Source organism: Pseudomonas sp. C32 (assembly GCF_030417915.1).
Taxonomy (GTDB): Bacteria; Pseudomonadota; Gammaproteobacteria; order Pseudomonadales; family Pseudomonadaceae; genus Aquipseudomonas.
Map to the genome: position 1 here is coordinate 1 of NZ_JAUHUK010000031.1, position 15108 is coordinate 15108.

Here is a 15108-nt window from a genome sequence, read left to right on the forward strand (position 1 = left end):
AAAAAAAAGCCCGATCTCGCTAAAGCGTTCAATCGGGCGGGAGCACTCAGGAGCAACAAGTGCGAAGGGAGGTTCGATGCGCGTGCAGCCTTGAAGGGTTGCGCCAGGTCACTAGACCATGCAGCGATTATCTGGCGATTAACGGGTCAGGCCACCTGGGCAAGCTTGGCGTTCGCCTGGTTCAGGCCTTTCTCCTGGAAGTCGCCACCCAGGTTCATGCCTTCGGCGTGAATGAACGTCACGTCGTGAATCCCGATGAAGCCCATGACCTGGCGCAGATACGGTTCCTGGTGATCGGCCGTGCTGCCGGCATAGATCCCGCCACGAGCCGTCAACACATAGGCGCGCTTGCCGCTGAGCAGGCCTTGGGGACCGGTTTCGGTGTACTTGAAGGTCACACCGGCACGCAGCACGTGGTCGAGCCAGGCTTTCAGGGTGCTGGGAATCGCAAAGTTGTACATCGGCGCAGCCATCACCAGCACATCGGCGGCGAGCAATTCATCGGTCAAGTGGTTGGAGCGTTCCAGAGAGACCTGTTCGATGTCATTGCGCTGCTCGGCGGGCTTCATCCAGCCACCCAGCAGGTTGATGTCCAGGTGCGGTACCGGATTGACGGCCAGGTCACGCACTGTGATCTGGTCGTTCGGGTGGGAGGCTTGCCACTGCTTGATGAAGGTCTGGGTCAGCTGACGGGAAACCGAGTCTTGCTGACGGGCACTGCTTTCGATGATCAGAACGCGGGACATTGGATGTAGCCTCCATCTGAGAATGCTGTAGGTCGATGGAGTGAAGGTTAAACAGAGTCGTATCGATGAAAAAGCGCAAATAACTGCTATAACCCATCAATAAATTCGTTTATAAGAAAACCCTGTCCTCTGCCCTTTGCAGGAGCGAGCTTGCTCGCGAGGGTGTAGCAGACACGGTGATATCGATTAACCACCGCATCGCGAGCGAGCTCCCGCACAGGGCTCTATTTCGGGGCGCAGGTCAGCTCGATACGCAGTTTGATGATGTTGCGGCTGAATTTGGCGGTGGCGGATTTATGTTTGCCGGCCGGGACCTCGAATTTACGTGTGCGCGGAGCTTCCGGACCATTACTGAAAACTGCCTTGCAGCTCGCATCGACATCGCCGTAGTTGGCCACTCGAATGGAGCCAATATCGCTATCGGTATCGAAGGTTTCGAAGTCGATTTTCATGTCGTTGAGGTTTTTCTTCACATCGATCGGATAGGCAAACGCGGTCAGCGGCAACATCGCCAGCAGCACACAACAGATTTTCTTCATTCGGCAGCCTCCAGTAAGGGCTGCCAGCTTAGGACAAGAGGAGCTCAACATGAAAGCGCCCCGCGTGACCCTTGATCAATGGCGAACGCTTCAGGCCGTGGTCGATCACGGCGGCTTCGCCCAGGCCGCCGAGGCGCTGCACCGTTCGCAATCGTCGGTCAGCTACACCGTGGCGCGCATGCAGGATCAGCTCGGCGTGCCGCTGTTGCGCATCGATGGGCGCAAAGCGGTACTGACCGAGGCCGGCGGCGTGTTGTTGCGCCGCTCCCGGCAACTGGTGAAACAGGCCAGTCAGCTGGAGGACCTCGCCCACCACATGGAGCAAGGCTGGGAGGCCGAAGTGCGTCTGGTGGTCGATGCCGCCTACCCGAGCGCCCGCCTCGTGCGCGCGCTGACGGCCTTCATGCCGCAAAGCCGTGGCTGCCGCGTGCGTCTGCGTGAAGAAGTGCTGTCGGGCGTGGAGGAAGTGCTGCTCGAAGGCGTGGCCGACCTGGCCATCACGGGTTTCAGCATTCCCGGTTATCTGGGTGCGGAATTGAGCGACGTCGAATTCGTGGCGGTGGCCCACCCGGAGCATCCCCTGCACCGCCTCAACCGCGAGCTGAATTTCCAGGACCTGGAAAGCCAGATGCAAGTGGTGATCCGCGACTCGGGCCGCCAGCAACCTCGGGACGTCGGCTGGCTCGGTGCCGAACAGCGCTGGACCGTCGGCAGCCTGGCCACCGCCGCGACGTTCGTCAGCAGCGGTCTGGGGTTTGCCTGGCTGCCTCGGCACATGATCGAGCGGGAACTCAAGGAAGGGACGCTCAAGCTGCTACCGTTGGATCAGGGCGGAAGCCGCAACCCGAGCTTCTACCTGTATTCAAACAAGGACAAACCGCTGGGGCCGGCCACGCAAATTCTCATCGAACTGCTGCGCACCTTCGACACCGCGCCGCTGGATGCACCGTTTGCCGCCCCTGAACAAGCCTGACACGGAGTGTATGCATGGCCTATTTCGAACACGAAGGTTGCAACCTGCACTATGAGGAATACGGCCACGGCGCGCCGCTGCTGCTGGTCCATGGGCTGGGTTCCAGCACGCTGGACTGGGAAAAACAGATCCCGGCGCTTTCAAGCCGCTATCGGGTCATCGTCCCGGATGTACGCGGCCACGGTCGCTCGGACAAACCCCGGGAGCGCTACAGCATTGCCGGGTTCAGCGCAGATATGATCGCGCTGATGGAGCATCTGAACCTTGGTCCGACACATTATGTAGGCTTGTCGATGGGTGGCATGATCGGCTTTCAACTGGGCGCGGATCAGCCGCAACTGCTCAAAAGCCTGTGCATCGTCAACAGCGCGCCCGAGGTCAAACTGCGCACCCGCGACGACTACTGGCAGTGGTTCAAGCGCTGGAGCCTTATGCATGTGCTGAGCCTGGGCACCATCGGCAAAGCACTGGGCAGCAAGCTGTTCCCGAAACCCGAGCAGGCCGATTTGCGACAAAAGATGGCCGAACGCTGGGCAAAAAACGACAAACATGCTTATCTCGCCAGCTTCAATGCCATCGTGGGCTGGGGGGTTCAGGAACGACTTTCGAAGGTATCCTGTCCAACGCTCATCGTCAGCGCCGACCGTGATTACACACCGGTTTCGCTGAAGGAAAACTACGTAAAACTGCTGCCTGATGCGCGGCTGGCGGTGATCGCCGATTCACGCCACGCCACACCATTGGATCAGCCGGAAGCATTCAACCAGACGCTGCTCGAGTTCCTCACCGCAGTCGACACCACCACTCAGGATCATTGACCCATGCTGAAAAAAATCGCCCTCGCCGCTGGCTCCGTTCTGTTTGCCGCCAACCTGATGGCCGCGACGCCTGCAACAGCGCCGCACGTTCTGCTGGAGACCACCAACGGCCAGATCGAAATCGAACTGGACGCGGTCAAGGCCCCGATCAGTACCAAGAACTTCCTTGAGTACGTCGACAAAGGCTTCTACAACAACACGATTTTCCACCGTGTGATCCCGGGCTTCATGGTCCAGGGCGGCGGTTTCACGCAACAGATGCAGCAAAAAGACACCAACGCACCGATCAAGAACGAATCGAAAAACGGCCTGCACAACGTGCGCGGCACCTTGTCCATGGCCCGTACCTCGGTGCCTGATTCGGCCACCAGCCAGTTCTTCATCAACGTCAAGGACAACGACTTCCTCGACCAGGGTGATGGCTACGCGGTATTCGGCAAAGTGGTCAAAGGCATGGACGTGGTGGACATCATCGTCAACTCGCCAACCACCACGCGTGGCGGCATGAAAGACGTACCGGCCGACCCGGTATTCATCAAGTCGGCCAAGCGCATCGACTGAGACTAAGCTGGACAAGGACGTCCGAGCCGTTGCCGGTGCTGCCGGCAACGCTCAAACCGTTTAAAGGAGAGCCCCTTTGTGGGCGAAAAAACAATGCTTTATCGCCGCTTTGAAAAACTGATCGATATTTTCCGTGATGCACCGACGGCGTCCCCGCCGGACCGGGTCTTCCCTTTTTATACCTATTACCTCAAGCAGGTGTGGCCAAGCTTTGCCGCCCTGTTGATCGTCGGACTGTTCGGTGCCTTGATCGAAGTGGCGCTGTTCAGCTACCTGAGCCGCATCATCGACCTGGCCCAGGGCGAGCCGAACGTCAATCTGTTCAAGGAGCATGGCCTGGAACTGGCGTGGATGGTGGTCGTGGCACTGGTCCTGCGCCCGATTTTTGTCGGCCTGCATGACCTGCTGGTGCACCAGACCCTGAGCCCCAGCATGACCAGCATGATCCGCTGGCAGAACCACAGCTACGTGCTCAAACAGAGCCTGAACTTTTTCCAGAACGACTTCGCCGGGCGCATCGCCCAACGCATCATGCAGACCGGCAACTCACTGCGCGATTCCGCCGTGCAGGCCGTGGACGCACTGTGGCATGTGCTCATCTACGCCATCAGCTCGCTGGTGCTGTTCGCCGAAGCCGACTGGCGCCTGATGATCCCGTTGCTGACGTGGATCATCGCCTTCATCGGCGCGCTCTATTACTTCGTGCCACGGGTCAAGGACCGCTCGGTGCTGGCGTCCGACGCGCGCTCCAAACTCATGGGACGGATTGTCGACGGCTACACCAACATCACGACCCTGAAGCTGTTCGCCCACACCAATTTCGAACAGCAATACGCCCGCGAAGCCATCAGGGAACAAACCGAGAAAGCCCAAATGGCCGGCCGTGTCGTCACCAGCATGGACGTGGTCATCACCAGCATCAACGGCCTGCTGATCGTCTGCACCACCGGTCTGGCCCTGTGGCTGTGGACGCAGTCGCTGATCACCGTGGGCGCGATTGCCCTGGCCACGGGCCTGGTGATCCGGATCGTCAACATGTCCGGCTGGATCATGTGGGTGGTGACCGGCATTTTCGAAAACATCGGCATGGTCCAGGACGGCTTGCAGAGCATTTCGCAACCGGTGTCCGTCACCGACCGCGATCAAGCCAAACCCTTGGCCGTGGCCCGTGGTGAAGTGCGCTTCGAACACGTGGATTTCCACTACGGCAAGCAGAGCGGGATCATTGGTGGTCTCAACCTGAACATCAAACCCGGCGAAAAAATCGGCCTGATCGGTCCGTCCGGCGCGGGCAAATCGACCTTGGTGAACCTGCTGTTGCGCCTCTATGACGTTGAAGGCGGACGCATCCTCATCGATGGCCAGAACATTGCCGACGTCAGCCAGGAAAGCCTGCGCGAACGCATCGGCATGATCACCCAGGACACGTCGCTGCTGCACCGCTCGATCCGCGACAACTTGCTGTACGGCAAACCCGATGCCACCGACGCCGAACTCTGGGAAGCCGTGCATAAAGCCCGGGCCGACGGGTTCATCCCGTCGCTGTCGGACGCCGAAGGCCGTACCGGTTTCGATGCCCACGTCGGTGAGCGCGGGGTGAAACTTTCCGGCGGTCAGCGCCAGCGCATCGCCATCGCCCGGGTGCTGCTCAAGGATGCGCCCATCCTGATCATGGACGAGGCGACCTCGGCGCTGGATTCGGAAGTTGAAGCGGCGATCCAGGAAAGCCTCGAAACCCTGATGCAGGGCAAAACCGTGATCGCCATCGCCCACCGTCTCTCGACCATCGCCCGGATGGATCGGTTGGTGGTACTGGAAAACGGCAAGATCGCAGAGACCGGCAGCCACGCCGAACTGCTGGCCCACGGCGGTTTGTATGCACGGTTGTGGCAACACCAGACGGGTGGGTTTGTCGGGATCGACTGATCCAGCGAGCACCACGCTTTCCCTGTAGGAGCGAGCTTGCTCGCGATGATGGAGTGTCGGTCGACATCAGTTCGTCTGATTCACCGCCATCGCGAGCACCCTCGCTCGCTCCCACAGGGGAGCCAGTAAAGACAATCGTGCACAAAAAAAACCGCCAGAACCTGTCAAAAACGGGCTCTCGCAGTTCTTAGCACGTGGAAATCTCAAAAAACCGTGCTGTACTCACTTCAACGTTCTGGAGATGGTTCTGCGGTCCATCGGCTGGATGCACAAGGCAGCATAATTTCGATAAGGCACTTTCTCATGTCTCTGTTCAAACGTTCCGCTACAGAGTTGGTAGGTACATTCTGGCTGGTGCTGGGTGGTTGCGGCAGTGCGGTGCTGGCCGCGGCTTTTCCGGACGTGGGGATCGGCCTGCTGGGGGTTTCCTTCGCGTTCGGCCTGACCGTGCTGACCATGGCGTTTGCCATCGGCCATATCTCCGGTTGCCACCTCAACCCGGCGGTGTCGTTGGGCCTGGTGGTCGGCGGACGTTTTCCGGCCAAAGAACTGCCCGCCTACATCATCGCCCAGGTGATTGGCGCAGTGATCGCAGCGGCCCTGTTGTACTTCATTGCCAGTGGCAAACCCGGTTTTGAACTGGCCTCGGGCCTGGCGTCCAACGGCTACGGCGAACACTCGCCTGGCGGATACTCGATGGCGGCGGGGTTTGTCACTGAACTGGTGATGACCGCGATGTTCATCCTGATCATCCTCGGTGCCACCGACAAACGCGCCCCGGCAGGACTGGCTCCGATTGCCATCGGCCTGGGCCTGACCCTGATTCACCTGATCTCGATCCCGGTGACCAACACCTCAGTCAACCCGGCGCGCAGCACCGGCCCGGCACTGATCGTCGGCGGTTGGGCGATCCAACAACTCTGGTTGTTCTGGGTCGCGCCGTTGCTCGGTGCGGTGGTCGGCGGTGTGCTTTATCGCTGGCTGGGTAAAGAAGAGAACTGACCGGTAACTGGATCAGCCTTGCCGATAAGGCAGGGCTGATCTCGCTTCTTCTGCGTAACCCAGTACGCCAAGCCGCTCCTGTTCCAGAAAATCCTTCACCGCCGCTTTCAAACCCGGATGCCGCACGTAGTGCCAGGAATGCGTAATGACGGGCTCGAAGCCGCGAATCAACTTGTGCTCCCCTTGCGCCCCGGCATCAAAGCGCTGGAAACCGTTGGCAATCGCATAGTCCATACCCTGATAGAAACAGGTCTCGAAATGCAGGCGATCGTACTCCGCCAGGCATCCCCAGTAGCGTCCGTAAAAGCTGTCGCCCCCCACCAGACTGAACGCCATCGCCACCGGGCGTGAGCCTTGCCTGGCCAGCACCACACGAATCGATTCCGGCATGCGCTCGGCCAACAGGCTGAAAAAGTCGCGGGTCAGATAAGGTGCTTGCCGACGCACCGCGTACGTATTGGCGTAACAGGCGTAAACAAAATCCCACTGCGCCTCGCTCAGTTCTCGGCCTTCGAGCCATTCAAAATCGATGCCCTGCCCCGCTACCTGCTCGCGTTCCTTGCGCATCTGTTTGCGCTTGCGCGAACTCAATACATCGAGAAAATCCTGAAAATCCCGATAACCGCGGTTCTGCCAGTGGTACTGGCAGCCGATGCGCTGCAGCCAACCTGGCTGTTCACTCAAGGCAGCGTCGGTGAACGGGTCGGTGAAATTGATGTGGGCGCTGGAGAGTTGTTCGATTTCGAGGTAGCCCGGCAGGCTTTTGAGTAGTTCAAAACCGTCCTCAATAGTGGCCGCCAGCAAACGCGGCCCACTCACCGGACTGAACGGTACGGCGCTCAGAAACTTGGGGTAGTAGTCGATGCCGGCACGTTCACAGGCATCGGCCCAGGCGTGATCGAACACGTATTCGCCGTAAGAGTGCCATTTACGGTAACCGGGCAGCGCGGCGATCAGGCGATCACCTTCTATGTGCAGCAAATGCTCGGGCTGCCAACCGGAATGGGGACCGACACTGCCACTGTCTTCGAGTGCGCTCAGAAAGGCATGGCGCAGAAAAGGCTGCGTCTCGGGCACCAGCGCATCCCACGTCTGCGGGGCGATTTCTGACAGTTTTTGCAGGCGTTGCAACGGCATCACCGTCCTCACTCTTTTATGGCGTGAAAGCCTCGCGAGTATCGCTTATCGCTCCCCTTTTCACACGGGCATTCGGCCGACAAGGCTCTAACTCAATAGTTCAGGGTGACTTCGTATCGTCACCGACATGACATCACATTGCCACTGCCTTGTAATAAACCATCGCGATACTGGCGCCAGTTTTTAGAGCGTCGGGTTCTAACCCGGCCACTGTTTTCCGTCCATCAATGGTCGGTTGTGCCCTGGATGGCTCAGTCATCCACTCTCATCTTCGGAGATTGATATGCGTCTTGCTTCCACGAAAACTGCGGCGGCCCTCTGCGGCAGCCTGATGCTGGCCATGAGTGTTTCGGCCAACGCCGCAGTCGACGCCAAACTGCTCGACATGCTCAAGGCTAACGGCTCGATTACCAACGCGCAGTACAGCGAACTGCAGGCCGAACTGGCCCGGGATCAGAAAGATCAGCAAATTGCCCGTCAGGCTCAACAAGAGACCAACGAGCAAATCACCGCGACCGCGAAGAAAACCGAAGCCCTGAGCACCTTCGACCAGAAACTGGCGTGGGCTGCCAAGACCCAATTCAAGGGCGACATGCGTTTCCGTCAGGAATCTATCGAGAACAACGACGCGCCCAACAACAAAGACAAGAACCGTCAGCGTATTCGTGCCCGCCTGGGTGCCTACAGCGAAATCAACCCGCAAGTCGACACCGGTATTCGTATTGCCACTGGCAGCAACGACGACGCTCGCTCCACCAACCAGGACTTGGACAACTACTTTAACAAGAAGGAGATTTGGCTGGACCTGGGTTACATCGACTACCACCCCGACGCCATCAAGAACCTGCACCTCGTTGGCGGCAAGATGCCGCAGCAATGGGTGAGCATGGGCGACATCATCTGGGATAGCGACGTCAACCCGGAAGGACTGGCAGTCACTTACAAGTACCCGCTGGGCGGCAGCACCGAGCTGTTCGGTAGCGCTGGTCACTACACCCTCAAGGACAACGTCGACGGCGAAGGCGTGCAATTCAAAAATGACCTGCGTCTTTACGCAGGTCAGTTGGGTGGGCGCTTCGCTCTCACTGACAACCTGAAAATGACCCTGGGCGGCAGTCTCTACGCCTACGACAACGATGAAGACAGCGCTTGCCCTACCTCCGGCAGCACCACTGCGCCGTGTGCGCTGGCCGTCAATGGCAACAGCCCGGGCGAAGAATTCAACTTGTACGAAGGTTTCGGTCAGTTGGACATCGGCGGTCTGCCAATGCCGCTGTCGCTGTACGGTCAGTACGTCAACAACACCGACGCCAGTAATGACCAGGACACTGCTTGGTTGGCCGGGGTCAAGACCAAGTTCTACGGCGTTGCACTGGACTACAACTACCGTGATGTACAACGTAACGCGGTGGTCGGCGCCTTCACCGACTCTGACTTCGCCTACGGTTACACTGGTTCGCGCGGCAGCAAGTTGAAAGCGAGCTACGAGTTGGACAAGAACTTCACCCTCGGCGCCACGTACTTCATGGCTAACTCTGACTACACCAACGCCAGCACCAACAAGAAAGATTCTGACATCAACACCCTGCAACTGGATGCTGAAGCGAAGTTCTGATTCACCGCGCCATACGACTCCAGCAAGGATGCCTGAGCCCGTTTTACAGCCTCGCGTTGATGTATCGGTCCCCATCATCCGCCGATACTTCAACGCTGGGCTTTTTGTTTTTCAAAGCCTGGAAAACCGGACATTTGTGGCGAGCGAGCTTGCTCGCGCTGGACTGCGAAGCGGTCCCGAAAGCAGCCATCGCAGACTGTCGGACACACCGCACCGCTGTATTGCGACGACTGCGTCGTCGAACGGGGGCAAGCCCCCTCGCCACAAAACTCTCACCGCCACAAAACACGCGATCTTTTCAGTTACAGCAACACAATCAACGCTTGCGCAGCAACACGCTACCAATCGAATACCCGGCGCCGAACGAGCTCAGTACCGCCAGCGAGCCGGCAGCCAGATCGTCCTGGTTCTTGTGGAATGCAATCACGGAGCCTGCGGAGCTGGTGTTGGCGTACGTGTCGAGAATCACCGGCGCTTCCTGTTCGGTCGCATCGCGGCCGAGCAGTTTCTTGACGATCAGGTGGTTCATGCTCAGGTTGGCCTGGTGCAGCCAGAAGCGCGTCACGTCGCTGATGTTGAGCTGGTTTTCTTCCAGGTGCGTAGCGATCAGCTCGGCCACCATCGGGCAAACATCGCGGAACACCTTGCGGCCTTCCTGCACGAACAATTTGTCCTTGGCACCGATGCCCTCTTCCGCCGCGCGGTTGAGGAAGCCGAAGTTGTTGCGGATGTTGTTGGAGAACTTGGTCAGCAATTTGGTGCTGACGATGTCGAACTGGTGCTTGGACGTCGCCAGATCGGCACGTTCGATGATCACGGCGGTGGCGGCGTCACCGAAGATGAAGTGGCTGTCGCGGTCGCGGAAGTTCAGGTGACCGGTGCAGACTTCCGGGTTGACCATCAGGATCGCCCGGGCCTGGCCCAGTTGCACGCTGTTGGCAGCGGTCTGGATGCCGAAGGTCGCCGAGGAGCACGCCACGTTCATGTCGAAACCGAAACCCTGGATGCCCAGCGCTTCCTGGACTTCGATGGCAATGGCCGGGTAGGCGCGTTGCAGGTTGGAGCAGGCGACGATCACGCCGTCGATGTCCGCGGCGGTCTTGCCGGCGCGTTGCAGGGCTTGCTCGGCAGCGCCGATGGCCATCTGGCAAAGCACCGACCATTCGTCGTTGGAACGCTCCGGCAAGCGCGGTGCCATGCGTTGCGGATCGAGGATGCCTTCCTTGTCCATGACAAAGCGGCTCTTGATGCCGGACGCTTTTTCGATGAAGGCTGCGCTGGATTCGGTCAACGCGTCGACTTCACCGCGCGCAATGGCGTCGGCGTTATCGGCGTTGAATTGCGCCACATAAGTATTGAAAGACTGCACCAGCTCTTCGTTGGAGATGCTGTTGGCCGGGGTGTACAGGCCGGTGCCGCTGATGACGACGTTATGCATGGTCGTGTCTCTAATAATCTGTTCAGGCAGAAAGCATTGGCACCGACGTACCAACACACAAGGGGTCTATTCCCATCCGGGGAGGCAAACCTGGCATCACTTTATCCGTCCTGCTCACGGCGCGAAGGCTCAAAACCGCGGGGTCGGCATTTATAGGCGCGAAGTTTGCCATAAACCTTGGGTTTTCGCCCTATTTGCGAGATGACTTGACCTCAAACGGCGTTTCGGAATGGGGATGACCTGTAGGAGCCGGCTTGCTGGCGAAAGCGCCTTGAAGAACGCCATCGCCAGCAAGCCGGCTCCTACAGGGGGCCGTTTCAGGGTTCGACCTGGGTCCACTGCTTGTTCAGGCGCTTGTCGGAGATCGGGACCTTGGTCCCCAATTGCTGGGCGAACAATGAAACCCGGTACTCCTCGAGCCACCAGCGATACAGCTCCAGCTGCGGATCGCGCTTGCCTTCCTGGGCATGCTTGTTGGCGCGGGTCTGGTATTGCGTCCACAGGCCGGACAATTCGCCGCTCCAGACCCGATCCCGCTGTACCTGGGCGCCGATTTTTTCGAAGCGTTGTTCGATCGCCTTGAGATAACGCGGCAGTTCCTTGAGCCACTGCATCGGCGTTTCCCGGACAAACCCCGGGTACACCAGATGACTGAGCTGTTGCTTGATGTCGTTCAGGGCCACGGCTTGGGCGAGGTCGATCTTGCCCTTGAAGCGTTTTTGCAGGCCATGCCAGAGCTTGAGGATTTCCAGGGTCAACTTCGCCACGCGCTCGGAGTGCTCGGTCCAGGCGCCACGCTTGCGCTCGGCCAGCGATGCCAGACCGGCGCCGTCACGGGGTAACGGGTCTTCGCCCTCGAGAATGCAGCTGTCGAGGCTGGCTAGCAGAATGTCTTCCACCAGCGCATCGACACGGCCCATGTCGCGGTACAGCAGGCCCAGCTCGGTCAAGCCCGGCAACTTGCCGCGCAGGAACTTGGCGGGTTCAGCCAGTTGCTGCATCAGCAGGCGTTGCAAGGCGCGGCGATGCTGGAACTCGGCTTCGGCCGGGGTCGAGAAGCGCCCTTCCTTGACCGTGCCACCCTCTTCCACCAAGGCAGGGTAAACCGTCATCGACAGCCCGGCGATCTTCTGCTGGGTTTTCTCGGCCACGGCAGCGAACACTTTCGGCTCGACCGGTTGCTGGTTTTTTGCGGTTTGCGGTACGGCCAATGCCGCCTGGCTGGCTTCGGCAAAACGCGCCGTCAGTTCAGCCAGATCGCGACCTTCGCCGAGGAATTTGCCCTGGGCGTCGACGATTTCCAGGTTCATCCGCAGATGGCTTTCGACCTGCTGCGCCGCTTCGCTCCAGGCTTCGTCGCTGACGCGGGCGCCGGTCATGCGCAACAGTTCACGGCCCAACGCCTGGGGCAGCGAGCCCTCGGCAAACGTCATGCGCTGCAACGCCGCTTTGACGAAGTCCGGCACCGGCACAAAATTCTTGCGCAAGGCCTTGGGCAGGTTGCGCACCAGGGCAATGCACTTGGCTTCGATCAAACCCGGCACCAGCCATTCCAGGCGCTCCGGTGGCAGCATCGGCAACAGCGGCGCCGGCACACGCAGGGTCACGCCATCCCGTGGATGGTTCGGTTCGAAGTGGTAGCTCAGCGCCAGTTCCAGATCGCCGATGTGCAGCGTGTCCGGGTAATGCTGGGCGGTGACTTCACTGGCTTCGCGGGCCAGCACGTCTTCTTCGCGCATGATCAGCAGTTGCGGATCTTTCTGGCTGTTGATCCGGTACCAACTGTCGAAAGTCGCGGTCTGGTGGATCTCTGCCGGCAATCTCGCGTCGTAGAAGGCGTACAGGGTTTCTTCGTCGGCCAGAATGTCGCGGCGACGGGCCTTGGCTTCCAGTTCGTCGAGTTGTTCCAGTAACTGTTTGTTGGCCGTCAGGCATTTGGCTTTTGACTGAATCTCGCCGCGCACCAGCGCTTCGCGGATGAACAATTCGCGGGACACCACCGGATCGACCGGACCGTAATGCACCGGACGACGACCGACCACTATCAAGCCGAACAAGGTGATCTGCTCGAACGCTACGACCTGACCACGCTTCTTCTCCCAATGGGGTTCGAAGTGGTTTTTCTTGATCAGGTGCCCGGCCAGCGGCTCGATCCAGTCGGCATCGATCTTGGCGACCATGCGTGCGTAGAGCTTGGTGGTTTCCACCAGTTCGGCGGTCATCAGCCATTGCGGGCGCTTCTTGCCGATGCCCGACGACGGGTGAATCCAGAAACGTCGCTGACGGGCGCCAAGGTAATCGCCGTCTTCGGTCTTCTGGCCGATCTGGCTGAGCAGGCCCACCAATACCGCTTTGTGCAGTTTCGGGTAATCGGCCGGCTCTTTATTGAGGCTCAACTGCATGTCGCGGCAGATCAGGCTCAACTGGCGATGGGAGTCACGCCATTCACGCAAGCGCAGGTAATTGAGGAAATTCTTGCGGCACCAATTGCGCAGTGGACTGGCCGTCAGCGCCTGGCGCTGCTCTTCAAAACCACGCCACAGATTGACCAGCCCGGCGAAATCCGAATCGGTGTCTTTCCATTGAGCATGGGCCTGATCCGCTGCTTGCTGGCGTTCCGGCGGACGCTCGCGCGGGTCCTGAATCGACATGGCGCTGGCGACGATCAGCACTTCCTGCAAGCTGCCAAGCTTGGCCGCTTCAATCAGCATGCGCCCCATGCGCGGGTCCACCGGCAGCCGCGCCAACTGACGACCGAGCGGGGTAAGCTGGCTGTTGCGGTCGACTGCCGAGAGTTCCTGCAGCAGGTTGTAACCGTCGCTGATGGCCTTGCCATCCGGCGGCTCGATAAACGGAAACGCGGTGACCTCGCCGAGACGCAGGTGCAGCATCTGCAAAATAACGGCGGCGAGGTTGGTACGCAGGATTTCCGGATCGGTAAATTCCGGGCGCCCGAGGAAATCTTCTTCGCTGTAGAGGCGGATGCAAATGCCCGGTTCGACGCGCCCGCATCGACCCTTACGCTGGTTGGCGCTGGCCTGGGAAACCGCTTCGATGGGCAGGCGCTGAACCTTGGCGCGGTAGCTGTAGCGACTGATGCGTGCGGTGCCGCTGTCGATCACGTAACGGATGCCCGGTACGGTCAGCGAGGTTTCCGCGACGTTGGTCGCCAGCACCACGCGACGCCCTGGGTGTGACTGGAAAATCCGCTGTTGTTCGGCCGGCGACAAGCGCGCGTACAACGGCAGAATTTCGGTGTGCTTGAGCTGGGCCTTGCGCAGCATGTCGGCGGCGTCGCGAATCTCGCGCTCACCGGGCAGGAACACCAGCACGTCACCGGGACTGCGGCGTTCGCCGCGCTCAAACGCGGCGATTTCGTCGAGGGTGGCGAGGATCGCCTGATCCACCGTCAGGTCATCCTCGACGCGGTTACCTTCTTCGTCCTGCTCCAGCGTCAGCGGGCGATACCAGGTGTCCACAGGGAATGTACGCCCGGACACTTCAACGATTGGCGCGTCGTCGAAATGCTTGGAGAAGCGCTCCAGGTCGATGGTTGCCGAAGTGATGATGACTTTCAGGTCCGGACGACGCGGCAGCAGGGTTTTCAGGTAACCGAGCAGGAAATCGATGTTGAGGCTGCGTTCGTGGGCTTCGTCGACGATGATCGTGTCGTAGCGTTCCAGATACCGGTCGTTCTGGGTTTCCGCGAGCAAGATGCCGTCGGTCATCAGTTTGATCAGGGTATTGGAATCGCTCTGGTCCTCGAACCGCACCTGATAGCCGACCAATGCGCCCAACGGCGTGCCCAGCTCTTCGGCAACGCGACTGGCCACGCTGCGCGCCGCGATCCGGCGTGGTTGGGTGTGACCGATCAGGCCATGCTGGCCGCGACCGATTTCCAGGCAGATTTTCGGCAACTGGGTGGTTTTACCCGAGCCGGTTTCGCCAGCGATGATCAGCACCTGGTGCTTTTCCAGTGCCTTTTTGATTTCGTCGCGCTTGGCGGCAATCGGCAAACTGTCGTCGTAACGAATCAGCGGCAGGCTGGCGCGGCGGGCCAGCACCTGATCACAGGACACCTGCATCCGCGCCACCCACTGGGCCAGCTTGGCCTCGTCGGGTTTCTTGCGCAGCTCAAGCAACTGCCGCCGCAGCCGGTGGCGGTCGGCGAGCATGGCGTGATCGAGGTTTTTCAGCAGTTTGTCGATGGAGGGCGATTCGTCGGTCATCGGGTATGCAATTCGGTCGTCTAGTGGCGCAGGGTGCGGATTGTCGCAGATTTAAAGGATGAACGAGATCCCTTGTAGGAGCCGGCTTGCTGGCGAAGGCGTCCGCACTGGCGATGCAAGGCTC

General features: G+C 59.7%; 11 protein-coding genes. 6 read left to right on the top strand and 5 right to left on the bottom strand.

Annotated features, from left to right (window positions below):
• Positions 1-146: 146 nt before the first annotated feature.
• Both QYH43_RS25400 and QYH43_RS25405 read right to left on the bottom strand, forming a co-directional pair.
• Entirely contained in the window at positions 147-746 is a 600-nt protein-coding gene (locus QYH43_RS25400) for an FMN-dependent NADH-azoreductase (protein ID WP_095058945.1), read from the bottom strand.
• Between the two features lie 224 nt (positions 747-970).
• Positions 971-1285 (bottom strand): 3-phosphoglycerate kinase, encoded by a 315-nt coding sequence (locus QYH43_RS25405; protein ID WP_301158365.1) that lies wholly within the window; start codon positions 1283-1285, stop codon positions 971-973.
• A 49-nt stretch (positions 1286-1334) separates the two neighbouring features.
• Between QYH43_RS25405 and QYH43_RS25410 the strand changes: the two genes are divergently transcribed.
• The 5 genes from QYH43_RS25410 to aqpZ all read left to right on the top strand — a co-directional run bounded on the left by QYH43_RS25410 (position 1335) and on the right by aqpZ (position 6565).
• Positions 1335-2258, top strand: a complete 924-nt coding sequence (locus QYH43_RS25410; RefSeq protein WP_095058943.1) for a LysR family transcriptional regulator — start codon at positions 1335-1337, stop codon at positions 2256-2258.
• Between the two features lie 14 nt (positions 2259-2272).
• Positions 2273-3076 carry an alpha/beta hydrolase gene (locus QYH43_RS25415; protein WP_095058942.1) on the top strand — a complete coding sequence of 268 codons (804 nt, stop codon included), beginning with the start codon at positions 2273-2275 and terminating at the stop codon, positions 3074-3076.
• 3 nt (positions 3077-3079) lie between these two features.
• Positions 3080-3637 (top strand): peptidylprolyl isomerase, encoded by a 558-nt coding sequence (locus tag QYH43_RS25420; protein ID WP_095058941.1) that lies wholly within the window; start codon positions 3080-3082, stop codon positions 3635-3637.
• Between the two features lie 93 nt (positions 3638-3730).
• The gene (locus QYH43_RS25425; protein ID WP_095152169.1) at positions 3731-5563 is read left to right on the top strand and encodes an ABC transporter ATP-binding protein; all 1833 of its coding nucleotides are present in this window, start codon (positions 3731-3733) and stop codon (positions 5561-5563) included.
• A 303-nt stretch (positions 5564-5866) separates the two neighbouring features.
• Positions 5867-6565: an aquaporin Z gene (gene aqpZ / locus QYH43_RS25430; RefSeq protein ID WP_095060688.1), complete on the top strand. Its 699-nt coding sequence runs from the start codon at positions 5867-5869 to the stop codon at positions 6563-6565.
• 12 nt (positions 6566-6577) lie between these two features.
• Here aqpZ and QYH43_RS25435 read toward each other — a convergent pair whose 3' ends face one another.
• Positions 6578-7702: a GNAT family N-acetyltransferase gene (locus tag QYH43_RS25435; RefSeq protein ID WP_301158366.1), complete on the bottom strand. Its 1125-nt coding sequence runs from the start codon at positions 7700-7702 to the stop codon at positions 6578-6580.
• Between the two features lie 283 nt (positions 7703-7985).
• Here QYH43_RS25435 and QYH43_RS25440 point away from each other — a divergent pair, with 283 nt between their 5' ends.
• Positions 7986-9317, top strand: a complete 1332-nt coding sequence (locus QYH43_RS25440; protein ID WP_095060684.1) for a putative porin — start codon at positions 7986-7988, stop codon at positions 9315-9317.
• Positions 9318-9633: 316 nt separating this feature from the next.
• On the opposite strand, the gene QYH43_RS25445 is transcribed toward QYH43_RS25440, so the two are convergent.
• Both QYH43_RS25445 and hrpA read right to left on the bottom strand, forming a co-directional pair.
• Positions 9634-10755 carry a beta-ketoacyl-ACP synthase III gene (locus QYH43_RS25445; RefSeq protein WP_301158367.1) on the bottom strand — a complete coding sequence of 374 codons (1122 nt, stop codon included), beginning with the start codon at positions 10753-10755 and terminating at the stop codon, positions 9634-9636.
• A gap of 317 nt (positions 10756-11072) precedes the next feature.
• The gene (hrpA, locus tag QYH43_RS25450) at positions 11073-14984 is read right to left on the bottom strand and encodes an ATP-dependent RNA helicase HrpA (protein WP_301158368.1); all 3912 of its coding nucleotides are present in this window, start codon (positions 14982-14984) and stop codon (positions 11073-11075) included.
• Positions 14985-15108 lie beyond the last annotated feature (124 nt).

What these genes read in the sequence shown, in the direction of transcription:
- QYH43_RS25400 (WP_095058945.1), bottom strand. Translation starts at nt 746, where the DNA reads ATGTCCCGCGTTCTGATCATCGAAAGCAGTGCCCGTCAGCAAGACTCG.
- QYH43_RS25420 (WP_095058941.1), top strand. Translation starts at nt 3,080, where the DNA reads ATGCTGAAAAAAATCGCCCTCGCCGCTGGCTCCGTTCTGTTTGCCGCC.
- hrpA (WP_301158368.1), bottom strand. Translation starts at nt 14,984, where the DNA reads ATGACCGACGAATCGCCCTCCATCGACAAACTGCTGAAAAACCTCGAT.
- QYH43_RS25425 (WP_095152169.1), top strand. Translation starts at nt 3,731, where the DNA reads ATGCTTTATCGCCGCTTTGAAAAACTGATCGATATTTTCCGTGATGCA.
- QYH43_RS25435 (WP_301158366.1), bottom strand. Translation starts at nt 7,702, where the DNA reads ATGCCGTTGCAACGCCTGCAAAAACTGTCAGAAATCGCCCCGCAGACG.
- QYH43_RS25415 (WP_095058942.1), top strand. Translation starts at nt 2,273, where the DNA reads ATGGCCTATTTCGAACACGAAGGTTGCAACCTGCACTATGAGGAATAC.
- QYH43_RS25410 (WP_095058943.1), top strand. Translation starts at nt 1,335, where the DNA reads ATGAAAGCGCCCCGCGTGACCCTTGATCAATGGCGAACGCTTCAGGCC.
- QYH43_RS25445 (WP_301158367.1), bottom strand. Translation starts at nt 10,755, where the DNA reads ATGCATAACGTCGTCATCAGCGGCACCGGCCTGTACACCCCGGCCAAC.
- QYH43_RS25440 (WP_095060684.1), top strand. Translation starts at nt 7,986, where the DNA reads ATGCGTCTTGCTTCCACGAAAACTGCGGCGGCCCTCTGCGGCAGCCTG.
- aqpZ (WP_095060688.1), top strand. Translation starts at nt 5,867, where the DNA reads ATGTCTCTGTTCAAACGTTCCGCTACAGAGTTGGTAGGTACATTCTGG.
- QYH43_RS25405 (WP_301158365.1), bottom strand. Translation starts at nt 1,285, where the DNA reads ATGAAGAAAATCTGTTGTGTGCTGCTGGCGATGTTGCCGCTGACCGCG.